Origin of the sequence: Exiguobacterium mexicanum, assembly GCF_005960665.1 — a bacterium.
Lineage (GTDB): Bacteria > Bacillota > Bacilli > Exiguobacteriales > Exiguobacteriaceae > Exiguobacterium > Exiguobacterium mexicanum_A.
In genome coordinates this window covers 2,335,878-2,361,625 of sequence record NZ_CP040676.1, presented here as the reverse complement: position 1 = coordinate 2,361,625, position 25,748 = coordinate 2,335,878, and the positions used below count along the sequence as shown (strand labels likewise).

General features: G+C 52.2%; 28 protein-coding genes and 1 other annotated feature. Of the genes, 14 read left to right on the top strand and 14 right to left on the bottom strand.

Annotated elements, in window-relative coordinates; all coding sequences use genetic code 11:
* The first annotated feature begins 84 nt into the window (after positions 1 to 84).
* Together FED52_RS12530 and FED52_RS12525 are read left to right on the top strand one after the other, a co-directional pair.
* Positions 85 to 1,224 carry an MFS transporter gene (locus FED52_RS12530; RefSeq protein WP_240731269.1) on the top strand — a complete coding sequence of 380 codons (1,140 nt, stop codon included), beginning with the start codon at positions 85 to 87 and terminating at the stop codon, positions 1,222 to 1,224.
* Between the two features lie 93 nt (positions 1,225 to 1,317).
* Entirely contained in the window at positions 1,318 to 2,151 is an 834-nt protein-coding gene (locus tag FED52_RS12525; protein ID WP_138860071.1) for an undecaprenyl-diphosphate phosphatase, read from the top strand.
* A 165-nt stretch (positions 2,152 to 2,316) separates the two neighbouring features.
* Here the strand turns inward: FED52_RS12525 and bshB2 are convergent, their stop codons facing one another.
* Genes bshB2 through pdxK form a run of 3 tightly spaced genes read right to left on the bottom strand, consistent with a single transcriptional unit; the run spans position 2,317 to position 4,216 of the window.
* Positions 2,317 to 2,970 (bottom strand): bacillithiol biosynthesis deacetylase BshB2, encoded by a 654-nt coding sequence (gene bshB2, locus FED52_RS12520; RefSeq protein WP_034780767.1) that lies wholly within the window; start codon positions 2,968 to 2,970, stop codon positions 2,317 to 2,319.
* Positions 2,967 to 3,338 (bottom strand): YojF family protein, encoded by a 372-nt coding sequence (locus FED52_RS12515; RefSeq protein WP_034780768.1) that lies wholly within the window; start codon positions 3,336 to 3,338, stop codon positions 2,967 to 2,969. The genes bshB2 and FED52_RS12515 overlap by 4 nt, the downstream gene beginning before the upstream one ends.
* 53 nt (positions 3,339 to 3,391) lie before the next feature.
* Entirely contained in the window at positions 3,392 to 4,216 is an 825-nt protein-coding gene (pdxK, locus tag FED52_RS12510) for a pyridoxine/pyridoxal/pyridoxamine kinase (protein WP_138860070.1), read from the bottom strand.
* 187 nt (positions 4,217 to 4,403) lie between these two features.
* Between pdxK and cbpA the strand changes: the two genes are divergently transcribed.
* Entirely contained in the window at positions 4,404 to 5,039 is a 636-nt protein-coding gene (gene cbpA, locus FED52_RS12505; protein ID WP_138860069.1) for a cyclic di-AMP binding protein CbpA, read from the top strand.
* 34 nt (positions 5,040 to 5,073) lie between these two features.
* Here cbpA and FED52_RS12500 read toward each other — a convergent pair whose 3' ends face one another.
* The 3 genes from FED52_RS12500 to FED52_RS12490 form a co-directional block, all read right to left on the bottom strand.
* On the bottom strand, positions 5,074 to 5,598 hold the full coding sequence (locus tag FED52_RS12500) for a GNAT family N-acetyltransferase (RefSeq protein WP_138860068.1): 525 nt from the start codon (positions 5,596 to 5,598) through the stop codon (positions 5,074 to 5,076).
* A gap of 56 nt (positions 5,599 to 5,654) precedes the next feature.
* Entirely contained in the window at positions 5,655 to 6,542 is an 888-nt protein-coding gene (locus tag FED52_RS12495; RefSeq protein WP_138860067.1) for a diacylglycerol/lipid kinase family protein, read from the bottom strand.
* 92 nt (positions 6,543 to 6,634) lie between these two features.
* Positions 6,635 to 7,009 (bottom strand): hypothetical protein, encoded by a 375-nt coding sequence (locus FED52_RS12490; RefSeq protein ID WP_138860066.1) that lies wholly within the window; start codon positions 7,007 to 7,009, stop codon positions 6,635 to 6,637.
* A gap of 159 nt (positions 7,010 to 7,168) precedes the next feature.
* Here FED52_RS12490 and FED52_RS12485 point away from each other — a divergent pair, with 159 nt between their 5' ends.
* From FED52_RS12485 to FED52_RS12470, 4 genes are all read left to right on the top strand, one after another.
* Complete coding sequence (locus FED52_RS12485; protein ID WP_034780788.1) at positions 7,169 to 7,600, top strand: MarR family winged helix-turn-helix transcriptional regulator; 432 nt, start codon at positions 7,169 to 7,171, stop codon at positions 7,598 to 7,600.
* Positions 7,601 to 7,723: 123 nt separating this feature from the next.
* The gene (locus FED52_RS12480; RefSeq protein ID WP_029596264.1) at positions 7,724 to 8,359 is read left to right on the top strand and encodes an FMN-dependent NADH-azoreductase; all 636 of its coding nucleotides are present in this window, start codon (positions 7,724 to 7,726) and stop codon (positions 8,357 to 8,359) included.
* 80 nt (positions 8,360 to 8,439) lie between these two features.
* Entirely contained in the window at positions 8,440 to 9,117 is a 678-nt protein-coding gene (locus FED52_RS12475) for a uracil-DNA glycosylase (protein ID WP_138860065.1), read from the top strand.
* 122 nt (positions 9,118 to 9,239) lie between these two features.
* Positions 9,240 to 9,436: a binding site (T-box leader), on the top strand.
* Between the two features lie 53 nt (positions 9,437 to 9,489).
* Positions 9,490 to 11,052, top strand: coding sequence for an aromatic amino acid hydroxylase (locus FED52_RS12470; protein WP_138860064.1), 1,563 nt, complete (start codon positions 9,490 to 9,492; stop codon positions 11,050 to 11,052).
* 40 nt (positions 11,053 to 11,092) lie between these two features.
* On the opposite strand, the gene FED52_RS12465 is transcribed toward FED52_RS12470, so the two are convergent.
* On the bottom strand, positions 11,093 to 12,082 hold the full coding sequence (locus tag FED52_RS12465) for an alpha/beta hydrolase (protein ID WP_138860063.1): 990 nt from the start codon (positions 12,080 to 12,082) through the stop codon (positions 11,093 to 11,095).
* A gap of 36 nt (positions 12,083 to 12,118) precedes the next feature.
* Positions 12,119 to 12,940: a Cof-type HAD-IIB family hydrolase gene (locus FED52_RS12460; RefSeq protein ID WP_034780799.1), complete on the bottom strand. Its 822-nt coding sequence runs from the start codon at positions 12,938 to 12,940 to the stop codon at positions 12,119 to 12,121.
* A 123-nt stretch (positions 12,941 to 13,063) separates the two neighbouring features.
* On the opposite strand from FED52_RS12460, the gene FED52_RS12455 reads away from it, so the two are divergent.
* The 4 genes from FED52_RS12455 (at position 13,064) to FED52_RS12440 (ending at position 16,983) form a co-directional block, all read left to right on the top strand.
* Entirely contained in the window at positions 13,064 to 13,756 is a 693-nt protein-coding gene (locus FED52_RS12455; RefSeq protein WP_034780802.1) for a response regulator transcription factor, read from the top strand.
* The gene (locus FED52_RS12450) at positions 13,753 to 15,132 is read left to right on the top strand and encodes a sensor histidine kinase (protein WP_138860062.1); all 1,380 of its coding nucleotides are present in this window, start codon (positions 13,753 to 13,755) and stop codon (positions 15,130 to 15,132) included. The genes FED52_RS12455 and FED52_RS12450 overlap by 4 nt, the downstream gene beginning before the upstream one ends.
* 64 nt (positions 15,133 to 15,196) lie before the next feature.
* The gene (locus tag FED52_RS12445) at positions 15,197 to 15,562 is read left to right on the top strand and encodes a DUF1499 domain-containing protein (RefSeq protein WP_205729343.1); all 366 of its coding nucleotides are present in this window, start codon (positions 15,197 to 15,199) and stop codon (positions 15,560 to 15,562) included.
* Positions 15,559 to 16,983 carry a dihydrolipoyl dehydrogenase family protein gene (locus tag FED52_RS12440; RefSeq protein ID WP_138860060.1) on the top strand — a complete coding sequence of 475 codons (1,425 nt, stop codon included), beginning with the start codon at positions 15,559 to 15,561 and terminating at the stop codon, positions 16,981 to 16,983. The genes FED52_RS12445 and FED52_RS12440 overlap by 4 nt, the downstream gene beginning before the upstream one ends.
* 35 nt (positions 16,984 to 17,018) lie before the next feature.
* Here the strand turns inward: FED52_RS12440 and FED52_RS12435 are convergent, their stop codons facing one another.
* From FED52_RS12435 to FED52_RS12425, 3 genes are all read right to left on the bottom strand, one after another.
* Positions 17,019 to 17,795 carry a flagellar motor protein MotB gene (locus FED52_RS12435; protein WP_138860059.1) on the bottom strand — a complete coding sequence of 259 codons (777 nt, stop codon included), beginning with the start codon at positions 17,793 to 17,795 and terminating at the stop codon, positions 17,019 to 17,021.
* Positions 17,773 to 18,555 (bottom strand): flagellar motor stator protein MotA, encoded by a 783-nt coding sequence (gene motA, locus FED52_RS12430; protein WP_034780808.1) that lies wholly within the window; start codon positions 18,553 to 18,555, stop codon positions 17,773 to 17,775. The genes FED52_RS12435 and motA overlap by 23 nt, the downstream gene beginning before the upstream one ends.
* Positions 18,556 to 18,641: 86 nt before the next feature.
* Complete coding sequence (locus tag FED52_RS12425) at positions 18,642 to 18,881, bottom strand: hypothetical protein (RefSeq protein ID WP_021068128.1); 240 nt, start codon at positions 18,879 to 18,881, stop codon at positions 18,642 to 18,644.
* 153 nt (positions 18,882 to 19,034) lie between these two features.
* Between FED52_RS12425 and FED52_RS12420 the strand changes: the two genes are divergently transcribed.
* Positions 19,035 to 20,414, top strand: coding sequence for a TrkH family potassium uptake protein (locus tag FED52_RS12420; protein ID WP_138860058.1), 1,380 nt, complete (start codon positions 19,035 to 19,037; stop codon positions 20,412 to 20,414).
* Between the two features lie 17 nt (positions 20,415 to 20,431).
* Here the strand turns inward: FED52_RS12420 and FED52_RS12415 are convergent, their stop codons facing one another.
* Positions 20,432 to 21,502, bottom strand: coding sequence for an SDR family oxidoreductase (locus FED52_RS12415; protein ID WP_138860057.1), 1,071 nt, complete (start codon positions 21,500 to 21,502; stop codon positions 20,432 to 20,434).
* The gene (locus FED52_RS12410; protein WP_034780811.1) at positions 21,499 to 23,673 is read right to left on the bottom strand and encodes a PAS domain-containing sensor histidine kinase; all 2,175 of its coding nucleotides are present in this window, start codon (positions 23,671 to 23,673) and stop codon (positions 21,499 to 21,501) included. The genes FED52_RS12415 and FED52_RS12410 overlap by 4 nt, the downstream gene beginning before the upstream one ends.
* A gap of 134 nt (positions 23,674 to 23,807) precedes the next feature.
* Between FED52_RS12410 and FED52_RS12405 the strand changes: the two genes are divergently transcribed.
* Both FED52_RS12405 and FED52_RS12400 read left to right on the top strand, forming a co-directional pair.
* Positions 23,808 to 24,293: a restriction endonuclease gene (locus FED52_RS12405; RefSeq protein ID WP_235420246.1), complete on the top strand. Its 486-nt coding sequence runs from the start codon at positions 23,808 to 23,810 to the stop codon at positions 24,291 to 24,293.
* A 217-nt stretch (positions 24,294 to 24,510) separates the two neighbouring features.
* Entirely contained in the window at positions 24,511 to 24,990 is a 480-nt protein-coding gene (locus FED52_RS12400; RefSeq protein WP_034780813.1) for an LURP-one-related family protein, read from the top strand.
* Between the two features lie 67 nt (positions 24,991 to 25,057).
* On the opposite strand, the gene FED52_RS12395 is transcribed toward FED52_RS12400, so the two are convergent.
* Entirely contained in the window at positions 25,058 to 25,681 is a 624-nt protein-coding gene (locus tag FED52_RS12395; protein WP_034780815.1) for a DUF1836 domain-containing protein, read from the bottom strand.
* Positions 25,682 to 25,748 lie beyond the last annotated feature (67 nt).

Below are 25,748 nucleotides of genomic sequence, written 5' to 3'. Positions count from 1 at the left end.
TTGTGCAATCGGGAATAGGTGAATAAGGAGGAGATTTAGATGAAACGAGCACGTTCACCTAGCTAAGTCGGTCGAAACGTTACGTTGCTTGGATGGATGCGTTGGTTCGAGGCACTCGTCCCGGCCTACACGATTGAGCGTCTGTTTTGGGAGTCGCGGACGATCACGATGCAAGAAGTCGTCTATCTCGAAATGCTCTATGCCGTCCTCGTCGTCATCCTCGAAGTGCCGACCGGGGTGTTAGCCGATCGCTTGGAACGCCGACGTCTGTTGCAAATCGGGACTGCACTCGAGTGGGGTTCCTTTGTCGTGTTACTTGTGTCCTTTTCGTTCGGCGGTTTCGCCTTAGCCATCGCCTTGTCAGGCATTGGGGCGGCGCTCCGGAGCGGGGCGGAGAATGCACTGCTCTATGAGACGCTTGAACAGGATGGGAAGACGGAGGCGTTCGAGCGCTGGGTCGGCCGGTTGAATGTCATCGGAATCGTTGCAGCCGTTCTCGCGGCGATCAGCGGCGCCTTGCTGGCCACACGCTTCCCGTTTGAACTGAACTATGTGCTGTCGACTGTCAGTTTGTTTATCGCGACAGCATGTGGCCTTGGCCTTGTCGAGCCGAGACGAGTCGTGACAGAGGAACGAATGACATGGGCGGACATCGGGGCAGGTTTTCGCTTCGTGTGGCACGACCACCAGCTACTTGCCTTGTCGTCGGTGTTCATCGTGACAATCGGTGCGTTCAACTTCATCGATGAGTTTTGGCAGTTGTACGCCCGTGACGTCGAAGTTCCCATCTATTGGTTCGGAATGATTTCGACTGTCCTGTTGCTCATTCAAATACCAGGGCAACTGCTCGCCCCGGTCCTGTTACACATCACGACGGTCGATCGTTGGTTGCACGGAATCGGTTGGGGCATCGGTCTCGGTTTTGTCATTCTCGGCTTTTTCCCAGGACAAGTCGGACTCGTCTGGATGGCAGGCATGGCGTTTCTTATCGGCATCGTCGAACCGCTCTATCTCGGGGCATTGCATCACCGTGTCCCGTCTGTCATCCGGGCGACGACCGAGTCATCCGTCTCGATGTTGCTGCACGTTAGTATCATCCTCATCGGACTAGTGTTTGTGGTCGGGGCCGGTATGACGCTCTTCACTGCCTTTTTATGGATTGGGATCGTCGTTTGTATGCATCAATTGCTCATCATATTCGTTACTTGGAAAAAGGGTGCTTAAGCGAGCATCCTTTTTTTTTACGCCTCAAGACCTAGGGCGGGTGAGAATAAATTTGTGTATGATAAGAAACAATACTGGAGTAGGAGATAAACAATGGAATGGTATGAATTATTTATTGGCTTTTTGTTAGGCGTCGTCGAAGGACTGACAGAGTTTGCTCCGGTATCGTCAACGGGACATATGATTCTCGTGGACGACCTGTGGCTCAACTCGAGTAGCTTCCTCGGTCAAGAGGTGGCGAACACATTTAAGATCGTAATTCAGCTCGGTTCGATTTTAGCGGTCATCGTCGTATTTCGAAATCGGTTCAAGGAGTTGTTGAATCCGAAGGAGTTGCTCGCGATTCGCAGCAGCGGGCCGACAAAGAAACTGAACTTGCTACATATCTTCATCGGTCTGCTCCCAGCAGGCGTGCTCGGGCTATTGTTTGAAGACTATATCGATGAGAACTTGTTCTCGATCAAGACCGTCTTAATCGGACTCGTCATCGGAGCATTCTTCATGATTGCCGCGGATTTGTCAGGCGTGAAGCGTCAGACGACAGCAACGCTCGATGAGATTTCGTATAAGCAGGCGCTCGGTGTCGGCTTGATTCAATGTTTCTCGCTCTGGCCGGGCTTTTCACGCTCAGGCTCGACCATATCGGGCGGTGTCCTCTTAGGGATGAGTCACCGGGCCGCGGCGGACTTCACGTTCATCATGGCCGTACCGATTATGTTCGGTGCTAGTGCGCTCTCGCTCTACAGCAAATGGGGGTACTTCACGATGGCGACCCTCCCGTTCTTCGTCGTCGGATTCATTAGCGCGTTCTTATTCGCGCTGTTGTCGATCAAGTTCTTCTTGAAGCTGATCAATAAAGTCAAATTGACGCCGTTCGCGATTTATCGCATCGTGTTGGCGGCTGTCATTTACTTCTTGTACTTCTAAGAAAAAAAGCGCATGTCAGCACATGCGCTTTGAAACCAATGATCCATCAAGTTCGTATAACCAAGTAGAGGTGAGAACATGGAACATATCGTTGTCGTATTGGGAACGTTGATCGGCCTCGGGGCTGTCGGTGCACTCTTGTACATGACACGTCTCGCTTACGAATCATGAGAACGGATAGTGATAGAAACGCTCACGTTGGAGTAACTCCATGACGTGGGCGTTTTCTGCGTTGTCGATGGCCCGCAGCAATCCTTCCGTCTGAGAGCGGTGGGCGAGCAACGCCTCGCGTTTCGCGGCACTCTCGTCGCCGACTTCGATGAGGACGTGCGGTTTTCCGAGTTCCGCTTCGGTGCGATGGTCAAAGGCGACGCCTAAAAACTCTGGACGACTCGCTTCATCCATCTCTTGGAGCGCTCGAACGACCGCTCGTGCTGTCGCCTCATGGTCGGGATGGACGGCGTAGCCCGGGTAGAAGGAAATGACGCGGGCCGGTTTCACTTCTTCGATTAACGCGCTGAACCGTCCAGCGAGTTCCGCTTCGTCTTCGAACTCGACGGTCTTATCACGGAGTCCCCACATGCGGAGGTCGTCGATGCCCATGACGGCACATGCTTCCTCGAGCTCATGCTTGCGAATCTTCGGCAACTCTTCCCGTGTTGTGAAAATCGGTGAGCCCATGTTGCGGCCCATCTCACCGAGTGTCAGACAGACGTACGTGACCGGGAAGCCGTTCTTATGGTGTTGGATAATCGTCCCGGCCGAGCTGAACGCTTCATCATCAGGATGCGGGAAAATAACGAGTAACGGTCCATTCATTGGCTTTCCACCTCCGAGGCTCCTTGTGGGAGCGGTTTGATATCTAAGTGTAAGGCGCAGGCGAGGCGACCGAGCCGGTCATGACCGGCGAGCAGGAGCTGGTCCCCATGCTGTTCGTAATCGGTCAATCCTTCGACGTAAAGCCAACCGTGATCGAGCTTCAAGCCGACCCGATATGGACCGTTGCCTTTGATTTGGCCGATGCTGTATTCGATGACGACGTTCCGGATGAACATGCCGGCGTTATGAAAGTCAGGGTCGTTATGCGTCGCATACGCCCCGTTCGTCGTCTCGACGTGGACATAGAGCGGCATGGATACATGCGCGTCCAAGTATGTCTGGATAGTTGTAGGTTGAATCGATTTCACGCGGTTCCCTCCAATGGAAACGATGACCCGAGACATACGTCCCGGGCCACCCGTTAAGATTGTGTTGCTAGTTTTTTACGGTAACCGGTATGGTTCGTCGGGCCAACGTATTGGTTGAGGCGGAACGAATGACGGACCGCTTCAGTGATAAACTCTTTTCCGATTTGGATAGCCTCATCGACCGAGTGACCGTTCGCGAGTGAGGCCGCGATCGCTGACGAGAACGTGCAACCGCCGCCATGTGTGAAGGCAGGCTCGATTTTCTCGCTCTCAAGGAGACGATACTCGTTACCGTCGTAAAGCACGTCGAATGCTGTATCAAACCCGAGCTTGCCGCCGACTTTGACGATGACAATCTCAGCGCCGAGCTCATGGATCAAACGAGCAGCTTCTTTGATTTCATCGATCGTCGAAGGTGTTTTATCGAGACCTGCGAGCATGCGCGCCTCGAACAAGTTCGGTGTGATGATTTTAGCGACCGGTACGAGGTGTTTGCGCATCGCGACCGCGACGTCCGGGTTGAGAATCTCGTCTGCACCTTTACAAGCCATGACCGGGTCAACGACCGCGTTCTGGATGCCGTATTCTTTAATTTTACGAGCGGCGAGTTCGATGATCTCTGGCGTCGGGAGCATGCCTGTCTTGACGGCATCGACACCGATTCCGGCGAGGACCGTATCGATTTGTTTCTCAATCAACGTCGTGTCGATCGGGAATACTTCGTGGTGCCACGCGTTATGCGGGTCTTGAGCCACGATGACCGTGAGTGCGGTCATCCCGTAAACACCGAGCTCTTCCATCGTCTTCAAATCAGCCTGGATGCCTGCACCGCCGCTCGTATCCGAGCCAGCAATCGTTAACGCTTTTTTCATTGTCATAGTCGTTCAATCCCCTTTGTCTGTTTGGATAGTTTCACTATAACGACTTTTTGACGCTACGACAAATTCCGAGGTCGCATTCAAGCCGGAATAAGTTTCGAAAATTGATGGCAGGATTTCAATCATATTTGGGGAATAGTAATGAATAGGGTGTAGACCACTTTCAATTGGCTAGGAGGAAAACCGCATGTTAGTGCATAGCTTATGCATTCCGAAGAAAGATGTCGTCACAATCAGTGAAAAGGCGACATTACGCGAGGCGCTCGACACGCTCGAAAAGACAGGCTACCGCTGTGTCCCTGTGCTCGATGAGACGGGAACGTTTTTCCGCGGTAATATCTATAAAATGCATATTTATCGCCACGGGATGAGTGGGGCGAGCCTAGACGACAACGTCATGGAGCTCATCAAGAACACGCAAAAGTACGTCCATGAATCGGACGGTTTCTTCAAAGTGTTCTTCTCGATCAAAGAATTACCGTATATCGCGGTCTTGAAAGATGAGAACAACGAATTCTACGGGATTTTGCCGCACGGGAAGATGCTCGGCATGCTCGAAGAGGCATGGAGTCGTGACACGGGGAGTTATGTTGTCACAATCGCACTCAGTGAGCAAGCGGGGGCGCTTGAGAAAATCACGAAAATCATCAGCAAATACTCATCGATTGCCAGTCTCATGACGCTCGATGCCAAGAGTAAAGTCTTGCGCCGGGTATTGATCACGTTGCCGCCTGATTGCGACGAGCCGAAGAAAGACAAAATCGTCGCGAAACTCGAACAAAAAGGGTTCCGCGTCGTCGAAGTCGAGAATTTAAATAACTGACGAAAGGCCTTCCTCGATGCGAGGAAGGTCTTATTCAGTCCAATCGTTTTTCCATCCGGATATCTGGCCAAAATCGACCGTTCCAATAAGTGAACGCCTCGATGCGGGCAATTTCCGTGTAGCCGACCTTTCGATAAAGGTGATGAGCCGCTTCATTGAATCCAAACACACCGAGCTCGATGCGAGGCACATTTTGTGCACGCAATCGTTCTTCTAACAGGGTCAGGGCCGTTGTGCCGACACCTCTCCCGCGACCGGTCGGCTCTCCAATCACGAGTCCGAGCCAGGCGCTTCCGCGTTCGTTGTCGTACAGATGCGGGGCATCATAGATGATATTCACCTCACCGACAAGCACGTCATCTGCGTAGATGAGGAAGATGTCATGGGTCCGGAGGCGGTCCGTCAAGTCCTCGACCGTCATGTGATGTTCGGCGGCGAGTTCTTCCTGCGAGCGGACGGGACGAATCAAATGGACGATGGCGGGGTCGTTATTCCAGCGATTGAATGTCGCGACGATGGCGTCGGACGCTTCCTGCAATGGGACGAGCGAGATGGGCATCGAATCTCCTCCTTTCAGGTAGACGCATTCGCCCTCGAACTGAAAAAGTCCGCGTTTTATTGAGTCGGCTTCAAGACGTTGAGATGGCTTGGCAGCACCTCGAACGTGAGCGGCAGCTGCCCGCCCGTGTCGCCGTCAGCATTGACCGGAAGCGATTCTGGTGAGTCGACATGCACGCGTTTCGTCGTGAACGACGTGACGCTGTCCGTTTCTTTCAACTTGCCGGTGAAGAGGGCCGGTGCGAGTTGGACCGCGTCTTTGAAGCCGAGGTTTTCAAATAAGTAGACATGAAGCAAGCCATCGTTCAACTCAGCGTCCGGTTCAAAGTTCTCAAACCCGCCGACCGAGTTCGTGAGGGCGATGACGACCAAATAGGCGTCTCCGTCGAACGTGTGCTCATCGGCTTGGACCGACAGCGCATACGGACTATGTTCGCGGAACGCTTTGATGCCTTCGATCAAGTAGGCGAACGGGCCCCATTTCGTTTTCTCCTCGACACTGACCTCGTCGACGGCCTCGGCGATGAGCCCGATCGCGATGACATTCATGAAATAGCCGTTCTCGTATTTACCGATATCCATCGGTGTCGGTTGCGCCGTCTTGAGCGCCTCGATGGCATCTTCGGGATCGCTCGGGACACCGAGCGCGCGGGCGAGGTCGTTGACGGTACCGAGCGGGATGATGCCGAAATCAGGACGATGGTCGGCTTCGGCGAGACCGGTGACGGCCTCGTTCAGTGTCCCGTCACCGCCCATCGCGATGACGGCTTTATATTGTTTCGAGGCCGCTTCTTTCGCGAAATGGGTGGCATCGTCAGCCTTCTCCGTGAAGCGGACATCGACGTTGCCGTAACGCTCGCGTAACACGTCCTCCGCAGCCGCGGCGTGTTCTTTCCCTAACTCTTTCCCAGATGACGGGTTGACGATTAACATGACTGTATCCATCAAAGCACATTCCCCTTTTCACATTCAGATATTGTCATGTATTCCCGTCCGTGCGTCGGTCTAGTCATAAAAAAACAACACAGACGTGTTGTTCAGTAATGGCGGAACGCCGACATATCAAGGTGGCTCGCATCCGATTCGTCGACGGCGAGTTCAATCTTCAAATGTTCATGGAACGGTGAGTCGAACGCACCCATGCAAGCGACCGGTTCATGGTCAGGGACGGGAGACTTGCGTTTTGTTTTGACGAACAAATAGTCCTCGCGTGACAACGTCAATAAGAAACGTTCGACCGCATGGGGTTCCCGTGTGACGTTCGGCCATGGCAAGTGGTTGAACAGTAAAAAGACCGCGCCTTCTTTTTCGAGCGCATAGTCTGGGGCAATCCCTTCCCGGTTCAACAACTCGATGACCGTTCCCAAATAAGCTTCTTTAATCGTCAATGAAATTTCATAATACTCGCGCATACCGTCCATCCTTTCTAAAAATCGCAATAATTCCATTCTATACGTTTCCGACAGGAGCGACAATGAAGAAGTTTCTTGACGAAGCGTTTTTCCGACCGTATACTGCTCATGTCCTGCTATACTAAAAGTAAATGATGAACGAATTGAGGTGAAACCGACATGATTGAATCACTCGAATTGAAGGCATGGATCGTCTTAGCACGAGCGATGGACGCGATCAGTGACCGTGTGAAGGACGATTTACGACGCCACCAATTGAATTCAACAGAGTTCGGTGTTTTATCGGTCTTGTATAAACGAGGGGATACCCCGCTCCAGCAAATCGGAGATCAAATTTTGATTACGAGCGGCAGTGTCACATACGTGATCGATAAGCTTGAAAAACGTGGCTTGATTGAACGTGTAGCTTGTCCATCTGACCGACGCGTCACGTATGCTTCGTTGACCGAAGAAGGCAAGCGTTTGATGGACGTCGTCTATCCCGAGCATATCGAAATCTTTAAAGACATTTACGGTCCACTTAGTGAAGAGGAGACGGAAATGCTGATCGACCTATTAAAACGGGTCGGTTATAACGCGGCAGGCAAATGATGCCTGCCTGTTTTTTTTTTGACTCATTTATCTTGAAGTTAAAATAATCGACTGTGAGATATACAGATGATATAGTTCAAACTGTTGTTACAAATAGAGATTACTTTTATGGAGGAACCCATTATGAAAAAGGTATTATACGTATCTGCTAACCCGAAACCGACAGAATTGTCATACAGCAAACAAGTCGCTGAAACATTCATGACGACACTCACGAACGAGAATGCGTCACTCGAAGTTGAAGCGATTGAACTTTACGATGTCGATGTCCAAGAAATCGACGGCGACGTCCTCAGCGCATGGGGCAAATTCGCATCAGGCGAAGCACTCACAGACGTCGAAGCGGCTAAAGTCGCAACAATGAACGGTATGCTCGAGAAGTTCATGGAAGCTGACATGTATGTCTTCGCGACGCCAATGTGGAACTTCTTCTTCCCAGCACGCATGAAGATGTTCCTCGACAGCGTCTTGACGGCTGGTAAAACATTCCGTTACACAGAGCAAGGTCCAGTCGGTCTTCTCGAGAACAAACAAGCAATCCACATCCAAGGTACGGGTGGCATCTACACGGGTACGGACCTCAACTTCGCAGACGCTTACCTCCGTCAAGCGCTCGCATTTGTCGGCGTGACAGAAGTGACGACACTTCCAGTTGAAGGAATGAACCAATACCCAGACAAAATCGAAGAAATCGTTGCTGACGCAAAAGCGAAAGCCGAAGCACTTGCGAAAGAAGTCGCAGGCGCAGTCACAGTATAATTGTCAAGGCGAGTCCAATCGGGCTCGTCTTTTTGTGTGCCATCGATTCGGGTATGATAAGACGGAAAGGGGAGAAGAACATGGGAGAACAGTTATCAAATCGCCTGCTTGGGGATTGGAGCGACATCATCGCGACCGAGATGAGCGAGCCATATTTTGCCGAGCTAAAGACGTTCGTCGATGAAGCGTACGAGACATCGACCGTCTATCCGGAGCGAGAAGATATTTGGAACGCGTTCGTCTATACGAAGTTCAAGGACGTCAAATGTGTCATCCTCGGGCAAGATCCCTATCACGGACCGAACCAAGCGCATGGACTCAGTTTCTCGGTCCAAGACGGCGTCCGCCTTCCGCCGTCACTCCGTAATATCTTTAAAGAATTGCAGGACGATATCGGTTGTAAGGTCCCGACCAGCGGCAATTTGGAGAAATGGGCCCGACAAGGCGTGCTATTGCTCAACACCGCCCTCACGGTCGAGGCAGGCAAGGCCGGGTCTCACCGCGGGAAGGGCTGGGAACAGTTCACCGACTCCATCATCGAGCGACTGGGGCAGCGTGAAGAGCCGATCGTGTTCGTCTTATGGGGCAACGACGCGAAGAAGAAACAGAAATGGATTGGCCCGCAACATGCCGTCTTGACGTCGGTCCATCCGAGCCCGCTCTCGTCGCATCGCGGCTTTTTCGGATCGAAGCCGTTCTCGCAAGTGAACGCGAAGTTGAGCGAGTGGGGACAACCTGAAATTGATTGGTGTTTGTGACAGTCTGCAGATGCGGACTGTTTTTTTGTTGACGACATTCAAACGGTCTGTTATCGTTACTACCAACAAGATACTTTAGCGCTTAAAAGCACATGTGCATAGAAGCATAACTGTATAACAGTATAAAAGCGATGACCGAACCGAAGTAGAGACATCTTCCCTGGCCCAGAGAGCGTGTGGTGCTGTGAACACGCCCAAAAGATGAATCGAATTACAGTTCGCGAGCTCTCACTTGTTGAGCGGTCCCCCGTTATCGGAATAGAGTGACTAGACGTCCGTCTAGTAATCAGGGTGGTACCGCGGCATCGTCGTCCCTATCGAGTGAATCGATAGGGACTTTTTTACGTTCAGTCAATCAAAGGAGGAAACATCATGCTCACACAAATCATTCCACGCCATTTGGCCCCACATATTTCGCCACAGTTCTACGACGAGTACACGCCGACGGATCATGCTGTCTGGCGCTTCGTCTTGCGACTGAACTTGCACACGCTTGAAGGGAAGGCACACCCGTTCTACATCGAAGGGTTGAAAAAGACGGGCATGGGACCAGAGCGTCTCCCTGACGTTGAAAAGATGACCGAAGAGATGCGAGCGGCCGGTTGGTCGACGGTCGCGGTCGATGGACTCATCCCAGGTGTCGCTTTCTTTGATTTCCAAGGCAACGGCATGTTGCCGGTCGCGACCGATATTCGTAAAGTCGAGAATATTTTGTACAGTCCGGCACCAGATATCATCCACGAGGCGGCTGGTCATGCACCGATGTTGATGGATCCGGAGTTCTCTCAAATCGTGAAGCGGTTCGGACAGCTTGGAGCGAAAGCGTTCATGAATCGTGAAGAACACGCCTCGTTTGCAGCACTGAAACGATTGACCGTCGTGAAGGAGAATGCGAACTCGACGGACGAGGAGATCGCGGCAGCCGAAGCGGCGGTTCATGCGGCCAAAGCCCAAGTAACCGGCTTCTCTGAAGCGCAACAAGTCGCCCGCATCTTTTGGTGGACGGTCGAGTTCGGTCTCATCGGTGAGGTGGACAACCCGCTCATCTACGGGGCAGGACTGTTATCATCGGTCGGGGAGAGCCGTCATTGTTTGACTGACGCCGTCACGAAACATCCGTTCAATTTAGAGCACGCACTCGAAACGAAACAGGACGTGACGAATATGCAACGCGAGTTGTTCGTCATCCCGGACTTTGAAGCGTTGAAGGACGCGCTAGACGAACTCGAGTCACGGATGGCGGTCAACCAAGGTGGGATCGCCTCGCTCGAGAAAGCGCTCGCGTCGGGCAGTCAATCGACCGTCCGGCTTGAAGACGGGACGGACCGCGTCGGTGTGATTCGTCACGTGACACGCTCCGGAGCCCATGCGCTCGTCCAGTGGGACGACTGTGTGAACGTCAATCACGGTCAATTGACGAACTTACAGAACCACGGCGTACTCGTTCTCGATGGACCGCTTCAAGACGTATTGGCGACGGCAGGGATTCGACTGGACGGACGCCTCGTCAGCGAGACGACGGAAGCGTTACAGTTCGAAGACGTCATCGTCACGATTGAAGACCGACAAATCCATCTCACGACACTTGAAGTGAGACAAGACACGCTCCCATCGATCTTCCCAGGCACCGAGATTGAAGAGCTCATCATCTTGGAGAAGCCGGTCCAGATCGAACGTGACGCCCGTGTTTGGACGAACGATGACCCGATGTTCAATCGAATTCGCAATATGCGGGAGCAAGGCGAGTCGATTGATGAGCTCGTGCCGACGATTCTTGCCAATCATCCCGATGCTTGGTTGCTCCACATCGAATGTTTGGAGCTCGTCGAGTCCGATGCGCTTCGACAGGCGTTGACGGAACGGTTGCACGCGTTACGTGAGACGTCGCCATCGCGGCATGAGTTGATCGGCCGCGCGCTCGCATTGCTCAACTGACAAAAATAATCCCCGCCCAATGATGGGCGGGGATTATTTGTTAACGCGTCGTTTCACGCAAGAATGTGATTAAACGGCGATACGTGGCACTGGCTGCCGGCTTATCCATCTCAAAATGGTAGTCGTGGCCGAGTGTGTGCTCGTTTCGGTCATAAAAGACGCTCGTGACGTCCGCACGACCTGAGAGGATCGTCGCAAATTCTTTCGCTTGCGTTTCGAACGAACCGGTGTTGCCGTCAGTGATAAACGTCGGAACGAACGTGGCCGGGATATTCACGAGCGGCGACGCTTCCGCGACGACCGGCAAGTCTTCCCAATTGTACGTTCCGAAGTAAGCCCAACCAATCCGTTTGAACAAGAAGCGGTTGACCGCCTTCGATGACTCGATGATGCTTCGTTTCAAATCGTACGGACCCGACATGAGAATCGTGCCGAGGATCGACGTTTTCGGAACGACTTGATTCACTTCGGCCGATGGTGCGTAGTCGTCGTTCAATTGAATACCGACGAACTGAGCGACGAGTTGGGCCCCGTTCGAATCGCCCGCAAAGAAGACACGGTCGAGATCGAGCCGGAAGCGGTCATTGTTTTCAGCGATATACGTGTATGCCTCTTCAAGTTGTTGGAGCGGGACGGGGTACGTGACGTCTGGAGCGAGCGCATAATTGACGCTGACGACGTTGTAGCCGTTGCTTGCGATCGACGTCGCATACTTGAAGACGTCGGCCTTATCGCCACCGACGAATGAACCGCCGTGCACCCAAAAGATGGTTGGGACGATCTGCTTCTCACCTTCGTAGCGAATCAAGTCGAACGTTCCGTTCTCGTAAGCCGAATGGTAGTCGATGTCTTTACGGACCGACGTTTTTTGTACGACTTCCTCGAACCCTTTAATGGCCACTTCGTTCCCGCCGGCAAATGAGGTTTTGACGAGGCGTGAGGTCGGTTTCGGGGACAAGAATACATAGGCGGCACCGGCGACAGCCGTGCCGACGAGTCCGAGTCCCGCCCGTTTCAATCCTTTATTCATCGTAATTCCTCCTTGAATTCAACCTGAGTTGTCCGTTTATCGATCGACGAGGACAGTTCCCATGAACGTTTCGATAACGTGCGCGATCCCGTCTTCATTGTTTGATTTCGTGATGAAGTCGGCTTTGCCTTTGACCGTCGTGTTGGCGTTGCCCATTGCGACCCCAAGCCCAGCCCATTCAATCATCGTCAAGTCGTTGTTCCCGTCTCCGCAAGCGATGACGTGGGCTTGCTCGATGCCGACGTGCTCGGCCAAGAAGGCGAGGCTCGTCCCTTTCGTCACACCCGCTTCCGTAAATTCGAGGAAGAACGGTTTCGAACGGGCGACGGCGAGTTTGCCTTCGAGTTCGACTTGCAGTTTCGTTTCAATCGGGGCAAGCGTGTCGCCATCACCGAGCATGAGACACTTGACGACAGGCGTCGTGACCGCTTCTTTGAAGTCGTCGACATGGATGACCGGCATCCCTGTCAATTCACCTTCGATATCGGTATACGGGTTCGGTTGATCGGTTACGATTTCGTTACCGATGTACGTATGAATCGCGATTTCTTCCCGGACACTGATATCATGGAGATGGGCGACCGTCTCTGGAAGCAATGTACTTGAGAAGATTTCTTCATTTGTCTCACAGTTGATGATTGAGGCACCGTTAAATGAGAGAATATAGCTACCGTATTTGGCGAGCTCGAGCTCTCGAGCTGCGTCCCACATCGCGTACGTCGGACGTCCGCTCGCGAGCACGACTTTATGTCCGCGTTCTTGTACATCCAGCAAGGCAGCTTTCGTTTTGGCGGAAATCGTGTGATCGCTCGTGAGGAGCGTATCGTCCATATCTAAAACAATCATCTTGTAACTCATAATGGTAAGGAGTCCTCCTTCAGAATCTAATGACTCCATCCTAATACGATTTGAGGTCAATTGACAACCTTGTCGCAAAAACGTAACTATTAAGAAGTAGTGAATTTCAGAAGAGGTGGAATGATGAATCGAATATTAGTAGCCGAAGATGAGCATGCGATTCGCAGCTTTATCATCGTTAATTTAAAGCGGGCCGGATTCGACGTCTTTGAGGCGACGAACGGACGCGAGGCGGTCACGGCGTTTGATCGTGAACCGTTCGATGTCGTGTTATTGGATGTGATGATGCCAGAGATGGACGGTTTTGAGGCATGTGCGGCCATCCGTGATTTAGATGAGAATGTCGGCATTATCATGCTGACGGCGCGAACACTCGAAGAAGATAAAATCGAAGGACTCGGCCGTGGGGCGGACGACTACATCGCCAAGCCGTTCAGTCCCGGCGAACTCGTGGCGCGGATTCAAGCACTCCTCCGACGTGTCGAGAAAGTGAAACGAAAAGAGAAGAAGCGATTGAAATCCGGACCGTTCGCCATCGACTTGGCAGCGAAGCAAGTGACGAAGTATGGGCAGTCGATTGATTTGACCCCGACCGAATACGATTTGATTTGTCACCTCGTCCAAAACGAGGAAGTCGTCTTATCACGTGATGCGCTGTTAGATGCCGTTTGGGGCATCAATTACTTCGGGGACAGAAAGACGGTCGACGTCAACATTCGTCGTCTCCGTCAAAAAATTGAAGATGATCCGAGCCACCCGGCTTATATCGAGACACTGTGGGGGCACGGGTACAAATGGCGGAGACATGACGGATGAAGCAACAGCTCGTCATTCGGATTATGCTCGTCATAACGTTCGTGCTCGTCTTGCTCGTGAGCGTCTTGTCGTACGGAACGTACCGCTACTACTATGAATATGAATCAGAGGCCTTACTTAGCCATGCGACGACGAGTGCCTATCTCTATCCCCAGGCGCAGGTCGGTTTTGAAACACCGAGCGCGTTCTCGGTTCTCGTCCGGACGTTCGGGTATCCAGGCACCGATTTGACGATTGTCGACCGGACCGGTCAAATCATTAAAACGACGGGACAGAGGGCGCAGCAGGCGGCCTTCACACCGGAACAACTGCAAGACCTCGCCCGCGGTGAGTCCATCGTCCAAGATTACGATGTGGAAGGGAACCACTATTTGTCGGTGACGAGTCCCATCATCACGGACGGCACGAGTGAATTCGCCATCAGCTTCACGCGGCCGCTCGCCGATCTCGATACGTTGATTCGCGAGATTTGGATGGCTGTCGTCATGATTGGCGTCTTGATTTGGCTGGTCGCGCTCTATGCCGTCATTCGGATTGCAGACCGCTTCGTCCGACCGATTCGAGACATCATTGAGACGGCTGATGAGATGGCGCAAGGTGATTTTGACGTCGAAGTCTATTCCAATGAAAAACATGAGCTCGGGGCACTGGCCCGGACGCTGACGTATTTAGGAGCGAAAGTGCAGCAGCATCAGTCGACGCGAAATGAATTTCTATCAAACGTGTCGCACGAGTTGCGGACGCCGCTCACTTCGATCAAAGGGTGGACCGAGACGATTCGCGGCGGGGACGAGAAAGTGTCGGAGGAGACCGAGCTCGGTTTGAGCATCATCCATTCGGAGACGGAGCGGATGATTGGGCTCGTCGAGCAGTTGCTCGATTACACGAAAATTGAAGAGAGCCGGCTCGTCTTGTATCGGCAAGAACTCGACCTCGTATCGCTGTTACGGAAAGTGACGATTCAGTTGAAACAGTCGCTCGAGGATAAACAAATCACCCTCATCGAACGGTACCCCCAAAAATCGATTGGACTGTTTGATGAGAACCGGTTGAAACAAGTATTTTTAAACTTACTCGAGAACGCCATTCGCTTCTCACCCGAAGGTGGGACGTTGACCGTACGGTTCGTGCAATCCGAGCGGGTCGCGTTCATCTCGATTATTGACGAGGGGCCTGGTATCTCACGGGATCACCTGCAACGCATCACGGAAATGTTCTATCAGGCGCAAGTGACGAAAGGCAGCAGTGGTCTTGGTCTCGCGATTGCGAAGGAGTTGATCGAGGCGCACGAAGGAAAGCTCGTCATTGAAAGTGAGGTCGGTCATGGGACGACGGTGACTGTTTTGTTGCCGCTCGACCCGAGCGAACTGCATTAAAAGGGTTAAACCTTCCGAATTCAGGATACATGTAATTGTATGTAGAATGAGGGAGGTTTTTTTCGTGGCAACGAAATCATTGAAGCCATTGTCAGGTAGTCCGAACGCTGTCTCGACCGAAACAGAAATTGAGGCGCTACGCATGGAGCCGCTCCCATACGGGCAAGACCGTGCTGAGAGCATCGAGACAATGAAGATGGTGATGGGGCAACTGCCTCGGACCGAGCTCGTCAAGGAGACGGATGACACGCTCCATTATGTCGTCACGTCGAAAATGATGCGCTTTAAGGATGACGTTGAATTCCGATTCGACGATGAGACAAGACAGATTGAATTCCGCTCGGCATCACGACTCGGTCACTCTGACTTTGGGGTGAACCGGAAGCGGATGCAGGATGTGAGTGAACGCTATCGGAGGTTGATGAGATGAAGGATTATCAGTTGATTGTGATTGGTGGTGGCGCGGCCGGGATGACGGTCGCGGCTGGTGCCGCAAACTTAGGCGCAAAGGTCGCCTTGGTCGAGAAGAAAAAACACCTTGGTGGAGACTGTCTTCACGTCGGGTGTGTCCCGTCGAAAGCGCTGATTGCCGCTTCGAAAGAAGCGAGTAGCATGATGCAGGCGGCGCGTGTGCTCGGAGCTGAGTTTGATGGCCGCGACCATTACCAGACGACGAAGGCGCGTGTCGATCGTGCCCGTGCCATCATCCAAGATCATGACGGAACGGAGCGTTTCGAAAAACTTGGTGTCGATGTGTATATCGGCGAGGCATCATTCCAAAGCCCGTACGAGCTTAAAGTCGGAGACGACTTATTGATTGGGAAAAAGTTTGTCATCGCGACCGGATCGAAACCGACCGTACCGCCGATTGATGGATTGGACAGTGTTCCGTACTTAACGAACGAACAAGTTTTTGAAGAAGAGACGCTGCCAGAAAGTATCATCGTCATCGGTGCCGGCACGGTCGGGCTTGAACTTGCCCAATCGTTCGCTCGTCTTGGAAGCCAAGTGACCGTGCTTGAGGCACAGGACACGTTCTTACCGAAAGAAGATGAGTCTGTCAGCAAATTGCTCCGCTCCCAGCTCGAGATGGCGATGCGTCTGAAAATCGGGGTGAAAGTGAAGCAGATTGCGGAAGAGGACGGACGTATTCACGTCACGACTGAAGTCGATGGCGAGACCGTGACGTATGAGGCTGACAAACTGCTCATGGCGACGGGCCGTAAACCGAGAATTGATGAACTACGGCTCGACCGGGCGCATGTGAACGTGAAAGACGGGTACGTTGATGTCACTTCGACATACCGGACGTCCCAACCGCACATTTTCGCGATCGGTGACACGATCAAGACGTTACCGTTCACCCATGCGGCCGGAGAAGAAGGGAAAGCCGTCGTGGCGAACGCCTTGTTCGGACTATGGAACAAGGTCGACTACACGAAGATGCCGTGGATCACGTTCACGGACCCGGAAGTGTTCCACGTTGGCATGACCGAGGCCGAGGCACGTGAGCGTCACGGCGATGACGTCGAGATTTTTGAAGCGAAACTGTCTGAGGTCGATCGGTTCGTCGCCGACCGTCAAGAGACAGGATTCGTCAAAATCATCACCCGGAAGAACGGTAAGATTATCGGTGGGCACGCGGTCGGAATGACGGCCGGAGATTGGATGCAAATCGTCGTCTATGCGATGCAGCGGGGCGAGAAGATCGGTAAACTGTCCCGGATGATCTATCCGTACCCATCGCGTAGCGAAGCGGTCAAGAAGGCGGCCGACTTGTACTGGCGGAAACGTTTGTTCAACAGTCCGCTCACTGAGCTCGCTCGTAAATATTTCGAATGGACCCGTTAACGAAAAAATCCCACTCTCGATCGAGTGGGGTTTTTTTATGGCAAAACGATCGTATCAATCATTTTGGGCGATCCTTCTGACAAATCGACAAGTGGTTTAATCAATACTTCGACGCGGCGGTTTTTCGAACGTCCGGCTTCCGTGTCGTTCGTCGCAATCGGCTTATATTCCCCGTAGCTCGCAAGTGTGAACTGCCCAGGGTTCAAGGCGTCGTTCGTCAACAAGCCGCGCATGAAAGCGGTGGCTCGGGCTGAACTGAGTTCCCAGTTCGACGGGAATCGGGCCGTGTTGATTGGAATGTTATCCGTATGACCCGATACGACGATTTCACGATTGCCGGCTTGTTCGAGAATACCGCTGATGGAGCGGGCGACTGCTCTAGCATCGCCATCGAGCGTCGCTTCACCCATGCTGAATAGAGCCCGGTCTTGGATCGTCAGGACGAGACCGCTCGAATTGATGGTCGCTTCGATCTCATCCTCGAGTCCATTCTTTTGAATGTATTGATTGACCTCTTCTTTCAACTCATCGAGTTTGGCGAGTTCGTACGTCCGTGGATTTGACGTCGTGTCCGTTTTGTTCGTGCGGCTAATATCGCTGTTCGAGGCGGTGGAGGCTTGAAACACACTCGTCCCGCCTGAGAACACTTGATTAAAGGACTGGGACATCTTTTCGAGCTTCGTCTGGTCGACGTTACTCGAGGCGAACAAGACGATGAACAAAGCGAGCAGAAGCGTCAGGAGATCGGCATAAGGAATGAGCCAGCCTTCAGGGATGTGTTCTTCATGATCATGCTTCTTTTTGCGCTTCATAGTTCGCTCGCTCCTTTGGAGACAAATACACGGCCAACTTATCTTCTAGCGTCTTTGGTGATTCTCCGCCTTGGATGGATAAAATTCCTTCAATCATCATTTCCTTGACGACGACTTCGCTCTTCGAATATTGCTTCAACTTGTTAGCGAAGGGGAACCAAAGGACATAGCCACTAAAGATCCCGAACAGTGTCGCGACAAAGGCAGCTGAGATGGCATATCCGAGTTTGTCGATATCCGATAAATCTTTTAATGCAGCGACGAGTCCGATTACGGCCCCGAGTACACCGAGTGTCGGCGCATACGTCCCCGCTTGCGTGAACACGTCGGCGTTCGCCTTATGGCGTATTTCCATGTTCTCGATATCACGAGACATCACTTCGGCGATGTACTCGGACGGTTGGCCATCAATGACCATCATCATGCCTTGCTTCAAGAACGGTTCTTCGACTTGTTCAAGGGCCGTTTCAAGCGATAACAAACCTTCTTTACGCGCTTGCGTCGATAAATCGACGAATTGCGTCAACAGGCCCGATTTACTCGGCAACTCTTGCTTCTTGAATAAAATTTTGAACAGTTGGGGAACCGTCTGTAACTGTTCTTTTGATACGGCGATGCTGACCGCGGCAGCTGTACCGACAAAAATAATGACCAGTGCTGCTGGGTTGATCAGCGGGGCGACCCCCGCGCCTTTCAAAATCATACCGCCGATAAGCGTGAAGAAACCGAGTAAAAGTCCTATTAAAGTGACGACATCCATGTCTATGTTTTCCACCTTTCTAAAGAGATCGGGAGACAAAAAAAGCGAGAGACTTAACTCGTCTCCCGCAAATGCGTTCCCGATGGTTAAGCGCCGTTTTCGTCAATCAGCATTTGAATGCTGATATTTCGTTCTTCACGCTCTATATCGGTTAACACGTCGTATTTTTTTAATAATGCGTACAATTGATTCACAACTTCTTGATCGAGTGACCAATGTAGCAGTTCTTCAAGTTGGAAATAAAGATGGGCGGGCATACATTGTGACTGACGCTCCAACCTTCGCGAGACATCCGTTAGCGAATGATCTACCGTACTAGGATCCACGGTTTCATTCAACCTCCTCAACATTCTTAAAGTCTATCTCTCATATTACCAAAAAAATCGACAAACAGTTAGCGATACATTTTTCTAGTTGGCAATTTTAAAAGTGAGGAGTAATATGAGCCTTAGAAAACTAGATCTGAAGGAGATAGCGAGATGCGACATCGATTGACCGTGCGGGAAATGCGCATAAAACGAATTGAAGCGCTCTACCGGCTCGTGTTTGAAAAGCCGGCCCGTTTTATCGCGACTGGATTTTTACTCGCCATCTTGACTGGTGCGACCCTGCTCTACATGCCGTTTGCACAGGCGCAACCCGTGTCGTGGATTGACTGTCTCTTTATCGCCACGTCGGCCGGTACGGTGACCGGGTTGTCGACGATTGATATCGGCTCTTCCTTCAACACGTTCGGCGAGCTCGTCATCGTCGCCTTGATTCAAATCGGAGGTCTCGGCTTCATGACGGTCGCTCTCATGTTACTCAGCGTGCTCGGGAAGAAAATCGGCTTGAAACAGCGGATTCTCCTTCAAGAATCGCTCAACTTGTCGGGGCCTGGCGGCACGGTCCGGCTCGTCCGCAACATCGTCTTCACGACACTGATCGTTCAGTTTCTAGGCATGCTGTTTTTAACGTTCGAACTGTACAGCACCGGTGATTATCGCTTCGGCGAGGCATTGTATTATGGCTTCTTCCATGCGGTATCAGCGTTCAATAACGCGGGGTTTGCCCTTTGGCCAGACAGTTTGATGCAATTTGAACAGAATACGGCCATCGTCATCACGATTGCCGTCCTCTTGATGATTGGAGGGCTCGGCTTCACGACGATTGCGGACGCGACCGAGGTGAAGCGCTGGAAACGGCTCGCGCTGCATTCGAAAATCATGATTGCGTCACTCGCCATCGTCAACGGCATTGCCTGGTTCGCGCTCATGCTGTTTGAATGGGTGTCGACGGAAGGGAGTTTATATGGACGCCCGTTCGGTGAAGCGTTGCACGTTACTTTCTTCCAGGCGGTGACGACACGGACGGCCGGTTTCAACACGGTCGACATCTCGACGATGGCGCCTGTGTCGATCGGTGTCGTCTTGATTCTCATGTACGTCGGTGCAGGGGCCGCTTCCACCGGGTCCGGGATTAAAGTGACGACCGTGGCTGTCATTTTGGCGGATATGTGGGCGTTCATCGTTGGTAAAAAGGAGACGGTCATCTTGGAGCGGACGATTGACGCGTTCCAAATCAAAAAAGCGTATATGGTGGCCATCACCAGTTTCATCTTTATTTTATTGATTACCGCACTGACCATCTTGACGAACGGCCACATTTCGGCGACCGCGCTCCTATTCGAGACGGTCTCGGCGTTCGGCACGGTCGGGTTATCGCTTGGAATCACGGCAGAACTGAACGATGCCGGAAAAAGCTTTATCATGTTCATGATGTTGCTCGGCCGCGTCGGCTCGTTGACGATTCTATTCACGGTCGCGAGACAAATGGACCGGAAGATTCGCTATCCAAAAGAGAAGTTGTTAATCGGATGACACACAAAAAGCCCTGTTCAGGGCTTTTTGTGTGTCTCGTAATAGGCGACGACTTTCGGCAAGTAGTCTTTCAAGTCAGGACAGACGATGTCCGTCCCGCTCAGTGCCCGCAACGTCTGGGTCGTATCGAAATGGACTTGATGTTTGAAATAGGCGAGTAGTTCGCGCGGAACGCCGTAACGTTCCGACAGATGCAGCGCCGAGAATCCGGTCTCCGCGACCGCATGTGGAATCGTCCCGCGTGGAGGACGACCGAACATCTCTTCATGAATCATCCGGTACACTTCGCGTGCGCCGTGCGGGAACGGGTCCGTCAAATGGAACGTCCGTTTTAAACCGACCGGGGCGTGGGCGAGATAAGCGGTCGCCTCGACGACATAATCATACGGGACGAGGTTCACTTCGATATTCTGTCGTCCAATGTACGGCAGCGGGGCGGCTTGGCGGAGTTGGTCCATCAGCTTCAAGACGAAGTAGACCCCGTCAAACTTTTTCGTCTCGCCGGTCTCGCTATGGCCGATGACGATGCCGGGACGGATGATGGTCACCGGCATCGAACCGAGCTCCCGCGAGACGATGGCCTCGGCTTCATACTTCGTCGCCTCGTAATGGTTTTTAAAGCGGACACGGTGCCATAACTCGTTCTCATAAACGGTGCCCTGACGGCGTCCGGACACATAGGCGGTGCTGAAGTAGACGTATCGTTTCAAGTGCGGGGCCCGTTTTGCGAGCGAGGTGATGTGTTTCGTCCCAAGCAGATTGATGCGATACCCGACATCATAAGGGATGCTCAAGTCGTACGCAGCGGCCAAGTGAAACACGTAATTCACTTCACGTTCGATGACCGAGCGCATGATCGGGTCGAGCACGACTTCAGGCAGCGTGATATCGGCCTCGACGAGCACGAGTTGGTCATCTCGTAACGATGTCGCTTCCAACAGCTCCTGTTTTAAAGCGAGTGCCCCGGAACGTTCGGTCGGGAGGTGGAGCGCGTAAATCGTTCCGATTTGATTCGGCAAGGTTGCGAGGTGCGTGATCATCTTTCCGGCTAAAAAGCCGGGGAAACCGGTGAAAGCGTAATGGTTCATAGTGTCTCCTCCGCTAAGTCCAACGTGAACGTGAATGTCGAGCCGACGCCGACGCTCGACTCGACCTCGATACTACCGCCGTGTGATTCGATGATTTCCTTACAAATTGACAGTCCAAGACCCGTCCCGCCAATTTGACGTGTGTCCGAGTTGTCGACGCGATAAAACTTTTTGAATAACTCTTCGAACGCATGCTCGGGAATCCCGATGCCGAAGTCTTGAATGGAGACGTGGGCTTGGTTACGTTCATGGCGGACCCGTACCTCGACTTCGTGGTGATGAGGCGAGTACTTGATCGCGTTCGAGAGCAGGTTGATGATGACTTGCTCGATGCGGTCTTTGTCGGCGATGAGGTGAAGCGATTCATCGGCGTCATCGAAATGAATCGAGTGATTGCTCGTCTCGCGGAAGCGTTCGACAACATCGCGGACGAGTTCGTTCAAGATGAAGTGGTCTTTTTTATACTCTTGATTGCCGTCTTCCATTCGTTGAATATCGAGAAAATCGTTCAACAGGTCGGTCAGTCGCTTCGCTTCCTTCGCCATCGTCTTTAAGTAGCGCTCACGCTTTTCGGGGTTCAAGTCGCGAGTGAGCATCAATTCGATATATCCCGACAGTGACGAGAGCGGGGTTCTCAGTTCGTGGGACACGGTGCTGACCAATTCGTTTTTGATTTGGTCCATCCGTTCTTCTTCGGTCCGGTTGCGAAAAACAAACAAGAACCCACTGTCCATTCCGATTTGGCGTTTCGTATCCATACCAGTCCCATACATCTCGTAATATTGCTCGTCCCGATCATTCGGTTGCGGAATCGAGAAGCGCATTGACACTTCTCGCGCCGATCCGTCGAGCAACAGATCGATTTTTTTCAACATCTCGGTGCGGTCACGCGCGCGGAATGTCGTCAGGAGCGGAATTCGCTCTTGCATCTTGTTCGGGGCGATACCCGGCAAATCGAGCAGACGACGGGCGTGCACGTTCATGAAGAGGACGCTGCCGTTCGATTCGGTCAAGACGAACGCTTCATTGGACGCCTGTAAAATCGATTGGATGATATCCCGTTGCCGGGCGATGGCGTTCTTCTCCCGCTCGAGCATGCGCTCGACTTTCTTTCGGTCGCTGATGTCGCGCATGACGGCGACACGAAGCGTCTGGCCTTGGAACGTCACTTCTTTCGGGTACACTTCCATCTCGAGGAACGTCCCGTCCTCACGACGGCCGATGACCTCATACGGTGTCTGGATATGATTGCGAATGCGGCGCAACACATCGGCCCGGTAGCCTTCGGCGATGAACTCAATCGTTTGACGGCCGACCATCTGTTCGGCCGGGATGCGAAAAATCGTTTCGGCCGCCTTGTTCGCGTCTAAGATCGTCCCGCCTTCATGGAATAGCACGGCTTCGATGACTGATTCGGCAAACATGCGATAGCGTTGTTCTTTATGAAGCAATTCGCCTTTCAAGGCGATCTCAGGACTGACATCGAACACGAAAAAGAAAAATCCGATGACGCGTGCCTGCTCATAGACAGGGTGCATGAACAGTTTTCCGACGAAATGGGTCCGGTCTTTTCGTTGGAACTTCCATTCACGGTCGCCTCGGTCTAACGCCACACGCAGCATCTGTTCGAATGACAAGAGCCGCTCCGTCTCGTCTTGATAGTGGGTCCGCTTCTCGCTCAGTTCTCTTGACTCGAACAGACCGAACGGGGTCATTTCATAGAGTACTTCGTGCGGCGCATATCCGAACAGTTCGGTCGCCCCTTTATTGAAGCGATTGATCAACAGATTGGCATCGGTCATGATCATCGCCATATCAAGCTCAGTGTGCATCATGGCTTCGAACGCGTTATGTTGTACCGTCACCCGTGTATCGAGCGGAAGCGGCTCGATTGAGAGGATGTAGACGTCACCATTGGGGATGGCGTGAATCCGGATCGTCGGCATCTCATACGTCCAAGATAGTCCTTGCTCCATCCGTCGTGACAGCTCCATCGTGATCGGTGACTGGTTGACCATATGAAAGATGTTTGATCGCGTTTGTAAGTCTTCAGGGAATTGCTCTAAAAACGGACGGTTTGCTTGGACGATTGTCCCATCCGTCGTGATTAACGCTACACCGTACGGTAAGGCGTGTAGCAGTTCGCTTTGGAGATGTCCTCGGTTCTCCATTAACGATGATCCCTCCTTCTCTATATCAAACGGGTACATCTTCAATACATTCGACAGCTCCCCCTTTGTTTTCCTGCCTTCAAACGGTAAAGTGAAGATAAGAACACATAGAGAGGGCGATGGACGTGAAAGGAATGGGGCTCAGCTTAATGATTGCCCTCGGGTTATGGTGGTGGGATGCACCGATTTGGAGCATCATCGCTTGCGTGGCAGTCGGCCTGCTTTGGCTCATTTGGCGGATGCGTCTCTCGACGATCCACCGCATCGACCGGATGGACGGCCGAGAATTTGAACTATTTTTAGAGGAAGTGTTCACCGCGCTCGGGTACACCGTGACGGTGACCCCGGCGTCACGTGACTTCGGGGCGGATCTGCTCCTTGAAGCAGAAGATGGATGGTCGATCGCGGTCCAAGCGAAACGCTATGAAAAGGCGGTCGGACTCGAAGCCGTCCAGCAAGTCGCGGCGTCTGTTCCATACTATGGCGTGAACGAGGGCTGGGTCGTGACGAACTCATCGTATACCGATAGTGCGTACGAATTGGCGGAACCGAATCAAGTTCGTCTGATTGCAAGAATGGAGCTCGAACAGTTGCTAAAAGAGGCCGGTTTTAAGCGATAAAATCAGGCGTGTTCACAACTTTGACAGAATGGCGGATTGTGTCGAAGAAAAAGGGGTTGTCTTTTTCATCAATCGATGCAATAATCATCTTCGTCATATGAAATATGTAGTCGCTAAAACGAGAAAAGGCGGCTAGCAGTACCAATTTGGGGGTTTCATAGAAAGACCAACCAAACACACACAAATCCAAGGTTGGAACGTATTAGGAGGAAAAGCGGTGCGCAAATTAATTTATGTAAAAGGTTGTGTCTTTACGCAAGGCGAAGCAACCATTTATGACGAGACAAATGATGCGATCGGATCTGTTCACCGCGACGCGGAGGGCAGTGTTCAAGTGCACAACTTGTCAGGCCGTCAAATCGCTCACGGGAAGTACATCCCGAACTGTCAAAAGTGGGTCGTCATGAACCACGACGGGCAGGCGATTGGTCAGTTGAAGGACAAATTCTCGTTATTCGGGAAAAAGTGTGAGTACAACGTCTATGAACGCGGTCTCTATACGATACAATACGATGTCGAGCGCTATAAGTTCAGCGTTCGAGACAAAGCAGGCAAGCTTGTGGCGGAACTCCGCAAACAAGAGGATGACTGCTTCTGCTTGACGAAAGAGGCCGACCAACTCTCGATGTTCGAGTTGTTGTCTGTTCTTAAAACGTTGACAGTAAAATCACGGATGCCCATCGCGGTATCGGTGTGACCAATATGACGAACACCAGTCACGGCGACTGGTGTTTTTTTATGAAAAAAAGCTCCATTCGACGTGGTCAAATGAAGCGATTCAAATAATGTTTGGCCTCGATCTCGAGGGTCGTCACGCGGTGCGCGTATAAACAGAGTTTAAGGACGTGCAAGATGTTCGGATGGGTATAGCCCATCTTCTCGATCGAACGCTTCGCACGGGTGTCGAGGAGCTCGATCGGGCTCGTCGATTTGGCGTACTCGGCGTAGAGACGATAAAAGTCGATCGGTGAGATGAGGTCGTCTTCATCACGGTCAGGGTTGTTGAAGATGAGCGCCAGGAGCGAACTCGTCTCTTCTAGCGAGAACAAGTGCTTCAAATCATCGAGTAAATAAATGATGGCCGCTTGTTGGAGCGAGTACTTTTTACCGACCCGGGGCACTCCGATGATTTTCCGGACCTCTCGTTTCGTCCAGTTTTGGATCGTGGTGGCGGATAAGTGTTCCCCCGTCAACGTGTTCGCCAAAGCAACGATTTGATTGATCGACAATCCGTTCTTTTCAATATGAAACAAATGAATTTTACGAAGTTCTTTCGGGAAATGCTCACGCACGTCCTCTGGGAAGAGAGAGATGGCCCGGTCTACGTCGCCAACCCGCATATAATGAAGGCAATCAGCCAAAGTTTGAATCGAAATTGCGTCGCGCATACAGGCATCCTTTCTATAGCCACCTACGTCCGTTGGCTATACAGTCATTTGACCTCATTCTACCAAA

Excerpts from the sequence above, each read along its gene's own strand:
- pdxK (WP_138860070.1), bottom strand. The coding sequence starts at position 4,216 with ATGACAATGAAAAAAGCGTTAACGATTGCTGGCTCGGATACGAGCGGC.
- cbpA (WP_138860069.1), top strand. The coding sequence starts at position 4,404 with ATGTTAGTGCATAGCTTATGCATTCCGAAGAAAGATGTCGTCACAATC.
- FED52_RS12420 (WP_138860058.1), top strand. The coding sequence starts at position 19,035 with ATGCGACATCGATTGACCGTGCGGGAAATGCGCATAAAACGAATTGAA.
- FED52_RS12405 (WP_235420246.1), top strand. The coding sequence starts at position 23,808 with ATGGGGCTCAGCTTAATGATTGCCCTCGGGTTATGGTGGTGGGATGCA.
- FED52_RS12435 (WP_138860059.1), bottom strand. The coding sequence starts at position 17,795 with ATGAAGCGCAAAAAGAAGCATGATCATGAAGAACACATCCCTGAAGGC.
- FED52_RS12525 (WP_138860071.1), top strand. The coding sequence starts at position 1,318 with ATGGAATGGTATGAATTATTTATTGGCTTTTTGTTAGGCGTCGTCGAA.
- FED52_RS12470 (WP_138860064.1), top strand. The coding sequence starts at position 9,490 with ATGCTCACACAAATCATTCCACGCCATTTGGCCCCACATATTTCGCCA.
- FED52_RS12490 (WP_138860066.1), bottom strand. The coding sequence starts at position 7,009 with ATGCGCGAGTATTATGAAATTTCATTGACGATTAAAGAAGCTTATTTG.
- FED52_RS12415 (WP_138860057.1), bottom strand. The coding sequence starts at position 21,502 with ATGAACCATTACGCTTTCACCGGTTTCCCCGGCTTTTTAGCCGGAAAG.
- FED52_RS12450 (WP_138860062.1), top strand. The coding sequence starts at position 13,753 with ATGAAGCAACAGCTCGTCATTCGGATTATGCTCGTCATAACGTTCGTG.
- FED52_RS12475 (WP_138860065.1), top strand. The coding sequence starts at position 8,440 with ATGGGAGAACAGTTATCAAATCGCCTGCTTGGGGATTGGAGCGACATC.
- FED52_RS12485 (WP_034780788.1), top strand. The coding sequence starts at position 7,169 with ATGATTGAATCACTCGAATTGAAGGCATGGATCGTCTTAGCACGAGCG.
- FED52_RS12480 (WP_029596264.1), top strand. The coding sequence starts at position 7,724 with ATGAAAAAGGTATTATACGTATCTGCTAACCCGAAACCGACAGAATTG.
- motA (WP_034780808.1), bottom strand. The coding sequence starts at position 18,555 with ATGGATGTCGTCACTTTAATAGGACTTTTACTCGGTTTCTTCACGCTT.
- FED52_RS12395 (WP_034780815.1), bottom strand. The coding sequence starts at position 25,681 with ATGCGCGACGCAATTTCGATTCAAACTTTGGCTGATTGCCTTCATTAT.
- FED52_RS12460 (WP_034780799.1), bottom strand. The coding sequence starts at position 12,940 with ATGAGTTACAAGATGATTGTTTTAGATATGGACGATACGCTCCTCACG.
- FED52_RS12410 (WP_034780811.1), bottom strand. The coding sequence starts at position 23,673 with ATGGAGAACCGAGGACATCTCCAAAGCGAACTGCTACACGCCTTACCG.
- FED52_RS12455 (WP_034780802.1), top strand. The coding sequence starts at position 13,064 with ATGAATCGAATATTAGTAGCCGAAGATGAGCATGCGATTCGCAGCTTT.
- FED52_RS12440 (WP_138860060.1), top strand. The coding sequence starts at position 15,559 with ATGAAGGATTATCAGTTGATTGTGATTGGTGGTGGCGCGGCCGGGATG.
- bshB2 (WP_034780767.1), bottom strand. The coding sequence starts at position 2,970 with ATGAATGGACCGTTACTCGTTATTTTCCCGCATCCTGATGATGAAGCG.
- FED52_RS12465 (WP_138860063.1), bottom strand. The coding sequence starts at position 12,082 with ATGAATAAAGGATTGAAACGGGCGGGACTCGGACTCGTCGGCACGGCT.
- FED52_RS12500 (WP_138860068.1), bottom strand. The coding sequence starts at position 5,598 with ATGCCCATCTCGCTCGTCCCATTGCAGGAAGCGTCCGACGCCATCGTC.
- FED52_RS12495 (WP_138860067.1), bottom strand. The coding sequence starts at position 6,542 with ATGGATACAGTCATGTTAATCGTCAACCCGTCATCTGGGAAAGAGTTA.